The sequence below is a fragment of the Brevundimonas sp. VNH65 genome, assembly GCF_049445955.1.
Taxonomy (GTDB): Bacteria; Pseudomonadota; Alphaproteobacteria; order Caulobacterales; family Caulobacteraceae; genus Brevundimonas.
Genome location: NZ_JBMSDX010000008.1, coordinates 138,849 through 154,881, shown reverse-complemented (window position 1 = coordinate 154,881; position 16,033 = coordinate 138,849). Strand labels below are relative to the sequence as shown.

Below are 16,033 nucleotides of genomic sequence, written 5' to 3'. Positions count from 1 at the left end.
ACCCCGTCAATCTCCGTGCCTCCTTGCGAAGGCCGGGATCCGGGAGGGAAACCATCCGCTTTGAAATACTGGAATTGACGATCGGGACTCACCGTCTGGATCCCGGCCTGCGCCGGGATGCACGGTGAGGCGGCCAGAGATCGGAGCTCAATTTCCCCTCGCTGACAGACGCTCAAATGCCTAGAAGGCCCGCCATGAGCACCTCCCCTGCACCCGTACATGTCATCGGCGGCGGCCTCGCCGGTTCAGAAGCGGCCTGGCAGATCGCCGAACAGGGCGTGCCGGTCATCCTGCACGAAATGCGCGGCGTGCCCGGCGTGAAGACCGACGCCCATCACACCGACGGTCTGGCCGAACTGGTCTGTTCCAACTCCTTCCGGTCGGACGACTGGGAGTACAATGCGGTGGGCCTGCTGCACGCCGAGATGCGGGCGCTGAACTCGCTGATCATGGCCTCGGGCGACGCCCATCAGGTGCCGGCGGGCGGCGCCCTGGCCGTGGACCGGGACGGGTTTTCGCAGGCGGTCACGGCGAGGCTGGAGGCCCATCCCCTGGTCACCGTCGTGCGCGAGGAGATCGCCGGACTTCCCCCCGAGGACTGGGACAACGTCATCGTCGCCACCGGACCCCTGACGTCTCCGGCCCTGGCCGAGGCGATCCTGCAGGCGACGGGCGAGGAGAGCCTGAGCTTCTTCGACGCCATCGCCCCGGTCGTCCACGCCGACTCGATCGACTTCGACATCGCCTGGCGCCAGTCGCGGTATGACAAGGAGGGGCCGGGCGGAGACGCCGCCGCCTATGTCAACTGCCCGATGACCAAGGATCAGTACGAGGCCTTCATCGACGCCCTGCTGACCGGGCCCAAGGCCGAGTTCAAGGACTGGGAAAACGTCCCCTATTTCGACGGCTGCCTGCCGATCGAGGTGATGGCCGAGCGTGGCCGCGAGACCCTGCGGCACGGGCCGATGAAGCCGGTCGGCCTGACCAATCCGCGCGATCCGACGGTCAAGCCGCACGCCATCGTGCAACTGCGCCAGGACAATGCGCTGGGGACGCTGTTCAACATCGTCGGTTTTCAGACCAAGCTGAAACACGGCGCCCAGGCCGAGGTGTTCCGCATGATCCCCGGATTGCAGGACGCCCAGTTCGCGCGTCTGGGCGGACTGCATCGCAACACCTTCCTGAACTCGCCGAAGCTGCTGGATCGGCAGCTGCGGCTGAAGGCCCGCCCGGCCCTGCGCTTCGCCGGTCAGGTGACGGGGGTCGAGGGCTATGTCGAGAGCGCCGCCATGGGCCTGCTGACCGGCCGACTGGCGGCCGCCCAGGCGCTGGGCCGCGATCTGGCTCCGCCCCCGCCGGAAACCGCCATGGGCGCCCTGGTCGAACACATCACCGGCGGGCACATGGAGGGGTCGAAGTTCCAGCCGATGAACATCAACTATGGCCTCCTGCCGCCGCTGGAGGCCCCGCGCGTCGACGCCGAGGGAAAGCGCATCCCGCCCAAGGATCGCGGCCGGGCCAAGAAGCGGCTGATGAGCGTCCGGGCGATCGACGCCCTGAAGGCGTGGCGCGACGGGTGACGTCGGCAAGCCCGGTCGACCCTTGAACGGTCAGGGCCGGGCGGGTTCGCCTCGCTCTCAGGCCGGCCTTGCGCCGTGGGCCGATCGGGACCCGCATGTCCGGACAGCGGGGCGATCGTGCGCCGCCGATGCAGCCTGTGCGGCGTCCGGCATGGGCCCTCGGGACAAGCCCGAGGGTGACGGAATTGGGCAAGCGGGATCGGCTTCACGGCGGGGGCCTGAAGGGTGCGGGAGGGGCGGAGCGCCGGGCCTCGCCCGGTCTGTAGGATAGAAGTACCGTTTTCGACGAAGGCCTGATGTCGCTCCGCGCGAGGCCTGGACGGGAGGAGCGACGGGGGGCGCTGATTGGCGCCGGCGTCGAATAGCCCCCCGGCGGGCGGGTCGGCCGGCGCGGCCGATCCCCGGAACGGTCGGGATTTCAACTCCGACCCAGCCTCGGCTCCGAAAAGGTTCCCCTCCGCGGTCGAGGCGGCGAGGCCCGTGTGAACAGACCCCGCCCCCGCTGTCTCGCCTCCACCGCCCGCAGGTCGCCGGCCGACGGCCCTCCCGTGCGGTGAAGCGGGGGTATTATGGACGAGGTTCCACCTGCGCCCGGAAGCGGGCTGCAAGTTTCGGGGAAAGGTGAGGGAAATCAGCGAATCCGGGCGTTGAAGTGTGATGGAAGGAACCCCTGTTCCGACACCCCTCCCTCTCCCGGTTGGGAGAGGGATTGAGGCTCGCAGAGCGAAGCGATGCGCAAGCCGAAAGGGTGAGGGGACAATCGCTGCAGTCGGCGTGAGCCGTGTCACCGCCCGTGCGACGGCTGTCGCCGACTTCGACACCGTCCCCTCATCCGCCCCTGCGGGGCACCTTCTCCCAACAGGGAGAAGGGAGAAGGTCGCCCTCTCTCCCGGTTGGGAAGGAAAGCTGAGGGGCGACCGGGACGCCCTTTCCGTTCAGGAATGGGACGGCGGCTAGCTCTTGACCCGCCAGGTCGCGCCGGTGGGGCCGTCCATGACGACGACGTTGAGCTCGGTCAGGCGGTCGCGGATGCGGTCGGCGGCGGGCCAGTCCCTGGCGGCGCGGGCGGCGACGCGGTCGGCGAGCAGGGCCTCGACCTCGGCCTTGAAGGCCGGATCGCCGCCTTCGAACCAGTCCGTGGGCGACATCTGAAGGACGCCCAGCAAGCCGGCGGCCTCCACGAGAGTCCAGCGGGCCATGGCCAGGTCGCGCGGGTCGGCGTCCGGGTCGTTGAGGGCGTCGCGCAGGGCGTTTCCGAGGGCGAACAGACGGGCCACGGCCTCGGGCGTGTTGAGGTCGTCCTCCAGGGCGTCGAGCACCGGCGCCAGGTCCGCCTCGGCCAGCTCCAGTTCGGCGGCCCGCATTTCAGCGTCGCTGGCCTCCGCGTCGCCCAGGGGCTCGAAGGCGAACCCGGCCAGGGCCGCATCGGCGTCGCGCAGCACGCCGTAGAGGCGGTCCAGGTTCTTGCGGCTCTGGTCCAGCAGGGTCTGGTTCCAGTCCAGCGGCTGGCGGTAGTGGGCGCTGAGCAAGGCCCAACGGACGACCTCGCCCGGCATGTGCTGAACCAGGTCGTGCAGCAGCAGGACATTGCCGATCGACTTGGACATCTTCTCGGCATCGACGGTCAGGAAGCCGTTGTGCATCCAGTAGCGGCTGTATTCCTCGGGCGCGGCGTCGCCATGGGCATGGCCGTGGGCGCAGACGCCCTGGGCGATCTCGTTCTCATGGTGCGGGAAGACCAGGTCGATGCCGCCGCCGTGAATATCGATCGGCAGGCCCAGGGTCTGTTCGATCATGGCCGAGCATTCGATGTGCCAGCCGGGGCGACCGTCGCCCCAGGGCGAGGGCCAGGACGGCTCTCCGTCCCTGGACGGCTTCCACAGGACGAAGTCGTGGGCGTTCTTCTTGTAGGGGGCGACCTCGACACGGGCGCCCGCGATCATGTCGTCCAGGTTGCGGCCGGAAAGGGCGCCGTATTTCGGATAGGAGGAGACGTCGAACAGGACGTGGCCCTCGGCCGCATAGGCGCAGCCGGCGTCGACGATGGCCTGGATCTGGGCGACGATGGCGGGGATATGGTCGGTGACGTGGGGTGCGATATCGGGCGGCGAGACGTTGAGCGCCGTCATGTCGGCGAGATAGGCCGCCTCGTACCGCGCGGTGACCTGGCCGATCGGCACGCCCTCCTTCGCGGCTTTGGCGTTGATCTTGTCATCCACGTCGGTGACGTTGCGGGCGTAGACGACGCTGTCGGCGCCGTAGGTCCGGCGCAGCAGACGCACCAGGACGTCGAACACCACCGGCGGCCGCGCATTGCCGATATGGGCGTAGTCATAGACCGTCGGGCCGCAGACATAGAGGGTCACCCGGTTCGGATCGCGCGGGGCGAAGGCCCGCTTGCGGCGGTGCAGGGTGTCGTGAAGGTGCAGGGTCATCAGGTCGGCGCAGTTCGCTCTGGGTTCGTCCTTTTGGGCAACGCGGTCGCTTGCAGGACGTCGGGGAAGTCCCATATAGCCGCCCAAGCTGATAATGCGTCGTTTCCGACGTACAATTCCGACGTTCAAGGCGAAAGCGTCCCTCCCCCATGACCGCCACCCCGATCAAACCCGTTCTCGTCGCCAACGCCGCCCGCCCGTCGCGCGAGCAGGCGCTGGAGGCCGTGCGGACCCTGATCGCCTGGGCCGGGGACGATCCGGCGCGCCCCGGTCTGATCGACACGCCGAAGCGGGTGGTGGACGCCTATGGCGAATGGTTCGACGGTTATGAAGCCGACGCCGCCGCCGAACTGTCGCGCACCTTCGAGGACGTGACCGGGTACGACGACATGGTCCTGTTGAAGGACATCGAGGTGGAGAGCCATTGCGAGCACCACCTGGCCCCGTTCCTGGGGAAGGCCTCGGTCGCCTATATCCCCGGCGAGAAGGTGGTCGGCATCTCCAAGCTGGCGCGGGTGGTCGAGATCTTCGCGCGGCGGCTGCAGAACCAGGAAACCCTGACCAACGACGTGGTCGCCGCCATCGAATCGCACCTGGCGCCTAAGGGCGTGGCCGTGCTGATCGACGCCCAGCACCAGTGCATGACGACGCGCGGCGTGCACCACCGCCACGTCTCGACGACCACCACGCGATTCACCGGGGCGTTCAAGGACGATCCGGCCCTGGTCGAGCGGTTCCTGAAGCTGGCCAAGGGCTGATATCTCCGGCTGGGACGAAGCGCCGCAGCCCGGTTCGCGGAAGGATTTTGCGCCGGCGACGGGAAAATCCGCGTCACGCGCCGAGACCGCTTTACAATCGCCCGCCGGGACGCCAAGACGGTGCCGAAACCTGAAACGCTGGTCCATTGTACGGACCCTCGACGGAAAGACGACAAGGCATGGGCTCGAAACTTTCAGGACCTCCCGGCTCTTCGGGCGGCAGGACGATCACTCAAAATTCCGACATCAACGTCACGCCGTTCGTGGACGTGATGCTGGTGCTGCTGATCATCTTCATGGTGTCGGCGCCGCTGGCCACCGTGTCGATCAACCTGGACCTGCCGCCGGCCACGCCGCCGCAGAACCCGACCGAGCAGAAAGACCCGGTCTATGTGACCATCCAGGACTCGGGCTCGATCTTCCTGGCCGATCGCCAGACCACCATCGAAACCCTGGCCGCCGACCTGTGCGCCGCCCTGCAGCCCAGCCCGAACTGCCAGGACGAGCGCGTGTTCATCCGCGCCCAGCCGGACGTGACCTACAACCAGTTCATGGAGGTCATGAACGACCTTCAGGGCAACGGCTACTTCAAGGTCGGCCTGCTGAACGAAGACATCGAATAGGCCGTTCAGCCCATTTCACGGATCAAGGCCGCCTCCTCCGGGACGCGGCCTTTTTTCTTTGCCGGAGGGACAGGATGACCCGTGACGAGATCGAGGCGCTGATCCTGGCCCTGCCGGAAGTCGAGCGCGCGGTCACCCATGGCGAGCCGTCGTTCAAGGCGGCGGGCGGCGCCGCGAAGGCTGTCGAAGGCGCATCCACATATCGCGGGTGAAGCGGCCGCTTGACCTGACGTCGCGTCAGTCGCCCATAGTCCATCCTGATTAAAAACGGACACGCGACATGGACGCCATCACCGTCACGGACTTCATGCGACCGGCCGCCGACGGGTTTCCCCTGTCGATGCAGCTGACGACGGCGGCGACGGCGACATCGGCGGTGCTGATCAGTTCGGCCACCGGCTTTCCCAAGGGGTTCTACAACCGGGTGGCGCGGCGGCTGGCGGAACGGGGCGCGGTGGTCCTGACCTATGACTATCGCGGCATCGCCGGGTCGCGGCCGGACGATCTGGCGGCGATGAAGATGGACTATCCCGACTGGGGGCGGCTGGACATGCCGGCGGCGGCGGCGGCGCTGGGCGAGGCCGCGCCGGGGCTGCCGATCCTGCATCTGGGGCATAGCGTCGGCGGTCACTTCGTCGGCTTCATGCCCGAGCCCGGCCTGATCGACCGGCATGCCTTCGTCTCGGTGGGGACCGGATACTGGGGCAGACATCATCGCAGCTACAATCCGGCGGAGCTGTTCTTCTGGCATGGCTTCGGGCCCTGGAGCCTGAAGCGGCACGGCTATGTGAAGGGCGGCGGTCTGTGGGCCGGGACCGACCTGCCGCGCGGGGTGTTCGAGACCTGGCGGCGCTGGTGCCTGGCGCCCGCGTACTTTCGCGACGAACTCGCCGGGCGGCTGCGGCCCCATGCGTTCGACCGGGTGACCGCCCCGATCCGGTCCTGGGTGTTCACCGACGATCCGATCGCGACGCCGACGACGGCGCGGGACCTGCTGGGGGTCTATCCGAACGCGCCGGCCGAGATCGTCGTGCGTCGCCCCGCCGATCAGGGCGTGCGGCGCATCGGCCATGACGGGGCGTTTCGGGCGGGAATGGAGCCGCTGTGGGACGAAATCCACGACTGGCTGGTTGCGGGGTGAGCCGGACGGCCTAGGTAGACGGCTTCTCCCCGCGTGCAGGAGCCGCCCCATGACCGACCAGCCCACGATCCTCCTCGACGGCCACGCCGTGCCCCTGCTGGGCTTCGGCACCTGGCAGCTGGAAGGGGAGGTCGCACGTCGAATGACGGCCGAGGCCCTGCGGATCGGCTATCGCCACATCGACACGGCCTGGATCTATCGCAACGAGAAGGAGGTCGGAGACGGCGTCCGCGACGCGATCGCCGCCGGCCATGTGGCGCGCGAGGACATCTGGCTGACGACCAAGATCTGGGTCGAGCATTTCCATCGCGACGCCCTGCTGCGACAGGCCGAGGAATCGGCGGCCAGCCTGGGGTTCACGCCCGACCTGCTGCTGCTGCACTGGCCGAAGGCGACGCCGGCGCTGGAAGAGACGATCGCGGCCCTGAACGCGGCGAAGGACCGGGGCCTGACCCGGACCATCGGCCTGTCCAACTTCCCCTCGGCGGAGTGGCGGCGGGCCCAGGCCCTGTCGGACGCGCCGCTGGTCACCAATCAGGTGGAGTACCATCCGTACCTCAAGCTGACGAAGCTTCTGGCGACGGCGAAGGATCTCGGCGGATCGATCACGGCCTGGTCGCCGCTGGCGCAGGGCAAGGTGGTCGACGATCCGGTCCTGAAGGAGATCGCCGGCGCCTATGGCAAGACGGTCGGTCAGGTGGTGCTGCGCTGGCTGATCCAGCAGGACGTCATCGCCATTCCCCGCACCACCAAGGTCAGCCGGGCGGAGGAGAGCTTCGCCGTCTTAGACTTCGTCCTGACCGACGAGGACATGGACCGCATCCACGCCCTGGCCCGTCCGGACGGCCGCCTGGGCGACTGGCTGGACGCCGCCTTCAAATGGGATGAAGAATGGGCGTAACGGCGAACGGGGCGTAGGCCCCGCAGATGTGGAGTGGGAGGATGGGTTCGGTTCTCGGCTTTCCCGGCGTCGATCCGCTGGATGCGGCGATCGGCCAACGTCTGAAGTCGTGGCGCGAGAAGCGCGGGGTCTCCATCGAGGACCTGGCCTCGGCGCTGGACCTCACGCCCGAGGCCGCGCGGCGGGCCGAAGCGGGGCGCGCCCACCTCGATTCCTGCCAGATCAACGCCGCGACGATGCGCCTGGCCCTGCCGGTCTGGGCCCTGGTGTCGGACACCCGGGCCTACTGATGGCCCGCGCCTGGCGGGGACTGTTCGGTCTGGTCGGCCTGGCGGCCCTGGCGCTGCAATATGTGCTGATGTGGATCACGCCGCAGCTGGACGCGCTCCAGTTGACGCTGAATTTCTTCAGCTATTTCACTATCCTGACGAACGTCCTGATCATGTCCGGGATGCTGCTGCCCGCCGTCCTGCCGAACAGCGCCGCCGGTCGCGTCCTGGCGAGCCCGCGCGTTCGGGGCGGGGTGACCCTGTATGCGGCGGTGGTCGGGCTGGTCTATCATTTCCTGCTGCACGCGACGTGGGATCCGCAAGGGTGGCTGCTGATCGCCAATGTCCTGCTGCACTATGTGATGCCGGCCGCCATGGTGCTGGACTGGCTGATGTTCACGCCGAAAGGACGACTGGCGCCGGGGCATGCTTTGGCCTGGTTGGCGTTTCCGCTGGCCTACGGCGCATGGACCCTCGCTCACGGACTGACGAGCGGCTGGTGGCCGTACTGGTTCATCAATGTCGACGCGCTGGGCCTGGGGCGCGCGGCGGTGAACTTCGGCGGACTGCTGGTCTTCTTTCTGGGCGCGGGGTTGCTGCTGGTGCTGATCGACGGCCTGATCAAACCGCGACAAAGCGGCGCCGCCGAGGGTTTGGACTTCAGCCCGCCGGATCGATCGCCTATCAGTAAGCCTGACGGTAGCTGACGCTGGCTGGCGACGGGCTTGCCCCGATCGACCCGGCGAGGTTCGGCTTCCTCCCGTCCGCCGGCCTCCGGCGTCGCAGGAGCGGAGAGTATGAGTTTCGACGCGGTCCGATCGCCAGCCGCCCCCGCGCCGAAGCGGATCGACACCGGAATTCGTTGGGAGGTGGCGCGCGGCGGCCGCATGCAGGCGAACGGCACGCTCGTCGTGGAGGAGCCGACCCTGGTCCTGCTGGCGCAGTCCGACGACGACGCGAAAGTGCGCGAAGACCTCGTCCGGATCCGCCTGGGCGGTCAGGTCTGCCGACGGTTTCAGAACCAGAAGGGCGTGCTGGAGGTTCACTGGCAAGGGTTGAAGGTGCACGAGGTCGCCCTGCTTGCCCACGGACCGTTCGAGACCGAGTTCAACATTCGCGAGTTCTATTTTCCATCGACCTTCGCGTTCAAGGTCCGCTTCGAAAGCTCCAGGATCCTGTCCAAGGACCGGTTCAGCGACTTCTCGTCGGAACTGGTGACCCTCGATCCGCCGACTATTGAAGGCGCAGAGGATACGGACCGGGGGGCGGCTGCTCAGCTTATCGCGACCGGCAAGGCCATGGCGGAATCGATGGGCCTGGTCCAGGGGTATATGACCCCCCACCGCGCATTGGCGCTTCAGACCCGGATTGTGAGCGCGCTGCGCGACCGGACGCCCTTTTCGGTTGTGCGGCTAGGCGACGGCGAGGGGCGGCTGCTGGGCTATCCGACCTTCTTCACCGACGTCGAGGTGCTGATCCAGGTGCTCTATTACCACTTCGGCCCGACGTCCGTGGATGAGATGCGGGTCCGTCGCCCCGAAGACTGGCTGGAACACTACGCCGGTCTGCTGAAGGACATGATCTCGGAAAGCGTGAAGAGCGCGGACGTCCTCGGCCTGCCGGTCGCGAATTTTTACTCGCGCCAACCCGTCGCCGCCTACTTCGGCCACGCGGCCTATGCCTGCGCCATGTTCCACGGCCTGTCGCTGGCGCGGCGCAAGGACCCCGAAAGTTTCTTTGGGACCAACATGTTCCAGATTCTGGCGGCGGAGGGGCTGCTGCTGCGCGAGGCGGCCCAGGCCGCCGAGGCGGTTTGCATGGTGGGTCCGTGGCCGATCACCGAGGCGGTCGGTCAGGCGCTCGGACGGGCCGATCTGGAGCATATTCAGGTTCCCGGCCACGCTACCTGGCGGGGCGAATCCGGACACGGGCAGTTCCCGGACCTGTATCTGTATGTCGAGGACCAGATCGTGCGGCGTGGACGACTGGGCGGCCAGCTGTTCCTGATCGGCGCGGGCATTCTGGGGAAATACTATTGCGACCTGATCCGCAAACGAGGCGGCGTCGCCCTGGATGTCGGCTCGGTGCTGGATTCCTGGGCCGGAAGAGGCCTTCCGTACGCCCTGGAGAATGTCGAGGTCACGCTGGAAAAATACGGCTGAAGGCCGAGCCGGGCGGGTGACATGACCCGCGTCCGAGCCTATGCGAGGCGCCGAACAAGACCGACATGGGTCGAGGGTGGCGCAGTCCAACCCGGCTCTGATCTCGGTCCAGACTCATGTCGGAGCCCGCCGAATGGCCTATAAATCCCTTCGCGACTTCATCGACCGGCTGGAAGCCGAAGGGGAGTTGGTGCGGGTGTCGGAGCCGGTCGCCACCCATCTGGAGATGACCGAGATCCAGACCCGGCTTCTGCGCAACGGCGGGCCGGCGGTGATCTTCGAGAAGCCGGTGATGCCGGACGGCGCGATCAGCTCCATCCCTTGCCTGGCCAATCTGTTCGGCACGGTGAAGCGGGTGGCCATGGGCGTCACCCTGGAAAAGAAGGCGCGGACCACCGCGGCGGAGTTGCGCGAGGTCGGGGAGTTGCTGGCCTTTCTGCGCAATCCGACGCCGCCGCGTGGTCTGGGCGACGCCGTGGAGATGCTGCCGCTGATGCAGACCGTCATGTCGATGCGGCCCAAGGTCGTGAAGACCGCGCCGGTGCAGCAGGTGGTGCTGAAGGGCGACCAGATCGACCTGACGACCCTGCCGATCCAGGGGTGCTGGCCGGGGGAGCCGGCGCCGCTGATCACCTGGGGCCTGGTGGTGACCAGGGGGCCGTCGGACGAGCGCGAGGACGACTTCAACCTGGGCATCTACCGCATGCAGGTGCTGGGCAAGGACCGGGCCATCATGCGCTGGCTGGCCCATCGTGGCGGCGCGCAGCACTACGCCCGGCACAAGAAGGCCGGAAAGCTCGAGCCCCTGCCCGCCGCCGTCGTCCTGGGCGCCGATCCAGGCACCATCCTGGCGGCCGTGACACCGGTGCCGGACACATTGTCGGAGTATCAGTTCGCCGGTCTTTTGCGGGGCGCCAAGGCCGAGCTCGTTCCCTGCAAGACCGTGCCTCTGATGGTCCCGGCCCAGGCCGAGATCGTGCTGGAAGGGCATGTCCTACTGGACGAGCACGCGCCCGAGGGGCCGTACGGCGACCACACCGGCTACTACAACTCGGTCGAGACCTTCCCGGTCTTCCAGGTGACGGCCATCACCATGCGCCGTGATCCCATCTATCTGACCACCTTCACCGGCCGCCCGCCGGACGAGCCCAGCGTCCTGGGCGAGGCGCTGAACGAGGTCTTCATTCCCCTGCTGCGCCAGCAGTTTCCGGAGATCACCGACTTCTGGCTGCCGCCCGAGGGGTGCAGCTACCGGATCGCCGTGGTGTCGATGAAGAAGGCCTATCCGGGCCACGCCAAGCGGGTGATGCTGGGTGTCTGGAGCTATCTGCGCCAGTTCATGTACACAAAGTGGGTCATCGTCGTGGACGACGACATCGACGCTCGCGACTGGAAGCAGGTCATGTGGGCGATCTCCACCAAGATGGACCCGGCGCGCGACATCACCCTGATCGAGAACACGCCGATCGACTATCTGGACTTCGCCAGCCCCGAGAGCGGGCTGGGATCGAAGATCGGACTGGACGCCACCGACAAGTGGGAGCCGGAGACCAGGCGCGAATGGGGCGAGGAAATCCGCATGGAGGCGGAGGTCGTCGACCGCGTCTCGGAGATGTGGGACCGCCTGGGATTGCCGGGTGACGGAACGCCGATCTGGAAATAGGCTGAGGCTTCACGCATGGGGGAGCGGATGAGCCAGTTCGACTATTTCGTCAGCTTCTACAGCATCGTGCTGGGCCTTTCGGTGGTGGAGCTGCTGACCGGGGTGGCGCGCACCATCGAGGGGCCGCGTATTCCGCTGAAGTCCACGCGCCTGACGCTGCTTCTGGCGGTGTTCGTGACCCTGGATATCAGCTCCTACTGGTTGCAGGCCTGGATGCTGTATCGCTCGGCGCCGCTGTCGATGAGCGTCATCCTGCATGGACTGCTGGCCGCCGGGTCCTATTTCCTGGCCGCCTATCTGGTGTTTCCGAAACCGGGCGAAACCCGAACCCCTGACGCCCACTTCTGGGCGCGGCGCCGGTGGGTGTTCGGCCTGATCCTGTTCACCAACGTACTGAACGTGGGGACCATAGTGCTGCTCGGCGGCGGTCTGGGCGTCATGGGTTCCGCGCCCTACATAATTTTCGTCTCGACCTTCTACATCGCCTGCGCGGTCGCGGTGGTCACCCGGCGCCGCAGGATGGTGGTGGCGGCGCTTATCTGGCTGGTCGCCTTCTCGCTCCTGGCGATCGGCTGGGAAGCCGCGAACCTGGCCGGGGCCGGGCGCTGGACGCTGCCCGGCGCATCAGGGCCGAACTGACGGGCCAGCACCTGACGAGCGCTGTGCGGAGACTGCGGAACTGGACGGCGCCGGAACCGACAGCAGCGAGCTCGCAGAAGGCATCGCCCCTCTGCGTATCATTCCTGACACAATCACGTCATTTTGTGCACCGCACCATGAAAATGGATGATGACGAAGCCGTAATGTTTGATAGCGTCGAGGGGTTGATCCGTTGTGGGAGGCTCCTCCGTGAAGTCCGCTGCCGTCGTCGCCCTGTCCCTGCTCATCGCCGCGCCCTCCGCTGTCGCCGTAGCGCCCAGCCCGGCCGAGGCGCAGGTGCTGGCCGGATCGAACGCCGCGCGTCGGGTGGCGCCTCGCCGTCCCGGGCTGAGCGATCGTGACCGGGAACGGCTGTACGCCGCCCAAGACCGTCAGATCGAGCATGAAACCAAGATCGCCGAACTGACCGCCATCACCGAGGCCGGCGGAGTCCTGAGCGAACAGCAGACGCGCGAGCTGGCGCAGCTGCAGCGCCGCCTGGCCGACACGGTCGAGGACATCGAGCGCCTTGAAGCCAAGAACGAGCGGCTGGGCGGCTGAGCCGCGTTGCGCCGTCGGGGCCATCTCGACGCGCCCCTGACGTCCGGTCATGACGCAGGGCGGAATCCGCGTTCGAACGCGATCGCCTTCGGACCGATTTCGCTCTAGGTTCGCCTCCGCAATGTCGGGGGCGACGTCGTCTTGAGTGCGTTTGAATACTTCTTCAGCTTCTACGGCCTGCTGCTCGGCCTGTCGGTGGCCGCCGTGGTCGGGGGATTCGCCAACGTCCTGCATGAGCGGGCGCGGGTCCGTTTCGGCTGGCTGACGCCCCTGCTGGCCGTGTTCGTGGCCGTGGACATCGCCACCTTCTGGAGCCAGGCCTGGGTCATCTTCCGGGGGGCGCCGTTCAACCTGGCCCTGCTGGTGGTCGGCCTGACCATCGCCGCCGTGTTTTATGTGGCCGCCAGCATCACCTTTCCGCGCATGTCGGCCGACAGCAGCGAGCGGGTGAATCTGGACGATCACTTCTGGGCGCATCGACGGACGATTTTCGCCTGCGTCATGGCCGCCAACCTGATCGTGGCCCTGTTGCTGATCCCTCTCGCCCTTGTTGACGAAGGATTTGGGCGGGTGGCCCAGTCGGTGAGGCTGTGGGCCGGGCTGACCTTTTTCGTCGGGGCCACGGCGACGGCGGCCTTCTCTCGCCGCAAGCGAGTGGTCAGGGCGGCGCTGGTGCTGCTGGTTCTGTACCACTGCTGGAACGTCGGCCTGGGCGTGATGAGCCTGATCGCTTCCAACGGCTGGTCGCCGCCGACCGCCTGAAGTCCTGAACCCGGGAGACGGCGTTGAGCGCCTTCGATTTCTTCTTCTCCTTCTACGGTCTGATCCTGGGCCTGTCCGTGGTCAGCCTGGCGATGGGAGCCTCACGCGCGTTCAAACACCGACGCACCGTCGCCGTCGGTTGGAAGACGCCCTTGCTGGCCACCTTCGCGGCCCTGGACATCGCCACCTTCTGGGACGCGGCCTGGACGAACTTTCAGCATCTGCCGTTCAGCTATGGACTGCTGGTGGCGGGACTGGTGGTGGCGGGGGTCTATTTCATCGCGGCGAATCTGGTCTTTCCCGAGCCCGAGGATGAGGCGCGCAGTCTGGACGACCATTTCTGGGCGAACCGCCGCGCGGTGCTGTTGCTGCTGGTCCTGGCGAACGTGCTGATGATGGCGGCGGTGGCGTGGGCCAATATGGCCCGGGACGGCGCGGGGGCGCTGATGATGGCCTATGGGCTCAACATGGTCCTGTACCTGGTTCTGGTGGCGCCGGCCGCCCTGTCGAGGCGGGCCTGGGTGATCGGACTGACCTTGGGACTGCACGTCGCCCTCTATCTGGCCATTGCGGTCGGGTCTGCGGTGCAGGCCTCGAAAGCCGCGCCGACGACCCCAGCCGCGGTTGCGGCCGAGGCCGGACGGTGAGCGTCGCCGCCCCGACGACTTGCCGAGGATCGCACATGCGCCCAGTTTCACCCCCCATGCGCCGCCTGTTCCTGCTTTCCGCCGCTGTTTTGTCGCTTGCGAGTCCCGCCATGTCCCAGTCCCCCTCCCCCGTCGCCAACGCCGCGCCGTGGGACCAGCCCTTCCTGCCGCCCGCGCCGGAGTGGGACGGCGCGTCGCGGGCCCTGCTGCGCGACGCCTCGGATCCCTGGGTCACGGCGTTCGAGGCCGATGCGTCGCATGATTTCAGCCCGACCTATGTCGACACCCGCGCCTGGTTCGACCGGCTGGACTCGGCGTCGGACCTGATCCGCATCGAACAGTTCGGCGTCTCGCCGGAAGGACGGCCGATCTATGCGGTGATCGCCTCGAAAGACGGGGCGACGCTCGATCCGTCCAAGCCCGTCGTCCTGGCGCAGGCCGGCATCCATCCGGGCGAGATCGACGGCAAGGACGCGGGCATGATGCTGCTGCGTGACATGGCCTTCTACGGCAAGGACGCCCTGCTGGACCGGGTCAACCTGATCCTGATCCCGATCCTGAGCGTCGACGGACACGAGCGGTCGGGCGCCTATTCCCGGCCCAACCAGCGTGGGCCGCGCATCCAGGGCTGGCGCAACACGGCCACGAACCAGAACCTGAACCGCGACTTCCTCAAGCTGGACCAGCCCGAGATGCGGGCCCTGATGGGGCTGATCCACAAATACGATCCGGACCTCTATATCGACATCCACGTCACCGACGGCATCGACTATCAGTACGACATCACCTTCGGCTTCAACGGCGAGGACGGCGCCTTCACCCGGTCGCCGGCCGTGTCCGACTGGCTGGACGAGGTCTACAAGCCGACGCTGAACGCCGCGCTGGAGGCACAGGGCCATATTCCGGGGCCGCTGGTGTTCGCCATCGACGACCGCGATCCGAAGAAGGGACTTTCGGACGGGGGCCTGGGCGAGCGGTTCTCGAACGGCTGGGGCTCGGCGGCGCACATCCCGACCGTCCTGATCGAGAACCACAGTCTGAAACCCTTTGAGCAGAGGGTGCTGGGGACCTACGTGCTGCTGGAGCACGCCCTCAAGCTGATGGCGGACCAGGGCGAGGCGGTGCGCGCGGCCAAGGTCGCCGACCGGGCCCTGCGTCCGGCGGAGATTCCGGCCAACTTCGTCCCCGAGCGCGAGCCGTCCTCGACCCGCGCATTCAAGGGGATCCTCTACGAGACCTATGACAGCGCGGCCTCGGGCCGGACCGAACTGCGCTGGCTGGGACGCGCCGATCCGGAGATGTGGCAGGTTCCCTTCTACGGTTCGCAGCCGAGCCTGACGCTGAAGCGGCCGAGGGCCTACTGGGTGCCCTCGTACCGCGCCGATGTGATCGAGCGGCTGAGAACCCACGGCGTGGAAATGGAGACCCTGATCGAGGCGCGCACCACGACGGTCGAGATGCTGCGGCTGGACGGCGCCCGGCCGGCGCCGCGACCCAATGAGGGGCATGTGGGGTTCAGCCTGACCGGCGTGACGAGCGAGACGAGTGACTGGACCTTCCCGCCCGGCTCCGTCCGGGAGTCGACCGACCAGCCGATGGGCGACATCGTCGTGTTGCTGCTGGAGCCGCAGTCGTCCGAGAGCCTGTTCGCCTGGGGGCTGTTCCCCGAGGTGCTGAGCCGGGTCGAATATATCGAGGCCTATGCGGTGGCGCCGATCGCCGACCGCATGCTGGCGGCCGACCCCGCGCTGAAGGCCGAGTTCGAGGCGAAACTGGCGGCGGATCCCGCCTTCGCCGCCGACGGCGATGCGCGCCTGTCGTGGTTCTATGAGCGCACGCCCTTCTACGACCAGCGGTACCGCCTCTATCCCATCGCCCGCGAGAACTGAGCC

16 protein-coding genes are annotated in these 16,033 nt (G+C 67.4%); 15 read left to right on the top strand and 1 reads right to left on the bottom strand.

The annotated features are described in order from the left end of the window. Positions 1-194 precede the first annotated feature (194 nt). Positions 195-1,580 (top strand): methylenetetrahydrofolate--tRNA-(uracil(54)-C(5))-methyltransferase (FADH(2)-oxidizing) TrmFO, encoded by a 1,386-nt coding sequence (trmFO, locus tag ACO2Q1_RS13290; RefSeq protein WP_423329954.1) that lies wholly within the window; start codon positions 195-197, stop codon positions 1,578-1,580. 953 nt (positions 1,581-2,533) lie between these two features. On the opposite strand, the gene cysS is transcribed toward trmFO, so the two are convergent. After that, on the bottom strand, positions 2,534-4,015 hold the full coding sequence (gene cysS / locus ACO2Q1_RS13285) for a cysteine--tRNA ligase (RefSeq protein ID WP_423329953.1): 1,482 nt from the start codon (positions 4,013-4,015) through the stop codon (positions 2,534-2,536). Positions 4,016-4,164: 149 nt separating this feature from the next. Between cysS and folE the strand changes: the two genes are divergently transcribed. From folE to ACO2Q1_RS13215, 14 genes are all read left to right on the top strand, one after another. Further along, a complete protein-coding gene (folE, locus tag ACO2Q1_RS13280; protein WP_423329952.1) occupies positions 4,165-4,773 on the top strand; it encodes a GTP cyclohydrolase I FolE in 609 nt (202 codons plus the stop codon). A 179-nt stretch (positions 4,774-4,952) separates the two neighbouring features. Continuing rightward, positions 4,953-5,396, top strand: a complete 444-nt coding sequence (locus ACO2Q1_RS13275) for an ExbD/TolR family protein (RefSeq protein ID WP_423329951.1) — start codon at positions 4,953-4,955, stop codon at positions 5,394-5,396. A gap of 74 nt (positions 5,397-5,470) precedes the next feature. Then, on the top strand, positions 5,471-5,608 hold the full coding sequence (locus ACO2Q1_RS13270; RefSeq protein WP_423329950.1) for a hypothetical protein: 138 nt from the start codon (positions 5,471-5,473) through the stop codon (positions 5,606-5,608). A gap of 68 nt (positions 5,609-5,676) precedes the next feature. After that, positions 5,677-6,537, top strand: coding sequence for a serine aminopeptidase domain-containing protein (locus ACO2Q1_RS13265; RefSeq protein WP_423329949.1), 861 nt, complete (start codon positions 5,677-5,679; stop codon positions 6,535-6,537). A gap of 49 nt (positions 6,538-6,586) precedes the next feature. Then, positions 6,587-7,438: an aldo/keto reductase gene (locus ACO2Q1_RS13260; RefSeq protein ID WP_423329948.1), complete on the top strand. Its 852-nt coding sequence runs from the start codon at positions 6,587-6,589 to the stop codon at positions 7,436-7,438. 41 nt (positions 7,439-7,479) lie between these two features. Further along, positions 7,480-7,728 (top strand): helix-turn-helix domain-containing protein, encoded by a 249-nt coding sequence (locus ACO2Q1_RS13255; protein WP_423329947.1) that lies wholly within the window; start codon positions 7,480-7,482, stop codon positions 7,726-7,728. After that, positions 7,728-8,414 carry a Pr6Pr family membrane protein gene (locus ACO2Q1_RS13250; protein ID WP_423329946.1) on the top strand — a complete coding sequence of 229 codons (687 nt, stop codon included), beginning with the start codon at positions 7,728-7,730 and terminating at the stop codon, positions 8,412-8,414. The genes ACO2Q1_RS13255 and ACO2Q1_RS13250 overlap by 1 nt, the downstream gene beginning before the upstream one ends. Positions 8,415-8,504: 90 nt before the next feature. Next, positions 8,505-9,869, top strand: a complete 1,365-nt coding sequence (locus tag ACO2Q1_RS13245) for a hypothetical protein (protein WP_423329945.1) — start codon at positions 8,505-8,507, stop codon at positions 9,867-9,869. Between the two features lie 133 nt (positions 9,870-10,002). Continuing rightward, the gene (locus ACO2Q1_RS13240; protein WP_423329944.1) at positions 10,003-11,532 is read left to right on the top strand and encodes a UbiD family decarboxylase; all 1,530 of its coding nucleotides are present in this window, start codon (positions 10,003-10,005) and stop codon (positions 11,530-11,532) included. 27 nt (positions 11,533-11,559) lie between these two features. Next, on the top strand, positions 11,560-12,171 hold the full coding sequence (locus ACO2Q1_RS13235; RefSeq protein ID WP_423329943.1) for a hypothetical protein: 612 nt from the start codon (positions 11,560-11,562) through the stop codon (positions 12,169-12,171). A 210-nt stretch (positions 12,172-12,381) separates the two neighbouring features. Further along, a complete protein-coding gene (locus ACO2Q1_RS13230) occupies positions 12,382-12,732 on the top strand; it encodes a hypothetical protein (RefSeq protein WP_423329942.1) in 351 nt (116 codons plus the stop codon). A 141-nt stretch (positions 12,733-12,873) separates the two neighbouring features. Further along, a complete protein-coding gene (locus ACO2Q1_RS13225; RefSeq protein ID WP_423329941.1) occupies positions 12,874-13,494 on the top strand; it encodes a hypothetical protein in 621 nt (206 codons plus the stop codon). Between the two features lie 23 nt (positions 13,495-13,517). Further along, positions 13,518-14,141 carry a hypothetical protein gene (locus ACO2Q1_RS13220; RefSeq protein ID WP_423329940.1) on the top strand — a complete coding sequence of 208 codons (624 nt, stop codon included), beginning with the start codon at positions 13,518-13,520 and terminating at the stop codon, positions 14,139-14,141. A gap of 110 nt (positions 14,142-14,251) precedes the next feature. Continuing rightward, positions 14,252-16,030, top strand: coding sequence for a M14 family metallopeptidase (locus ACO2Q1_RS13215; RefSeq protein WP_423329939.1), 1,779 nt, complete (start codon positions 14,252-14,254; stop codon positions 16,028-16,030). Positions 16,031-16,033 lie beyond the last annotated feature (3 nt).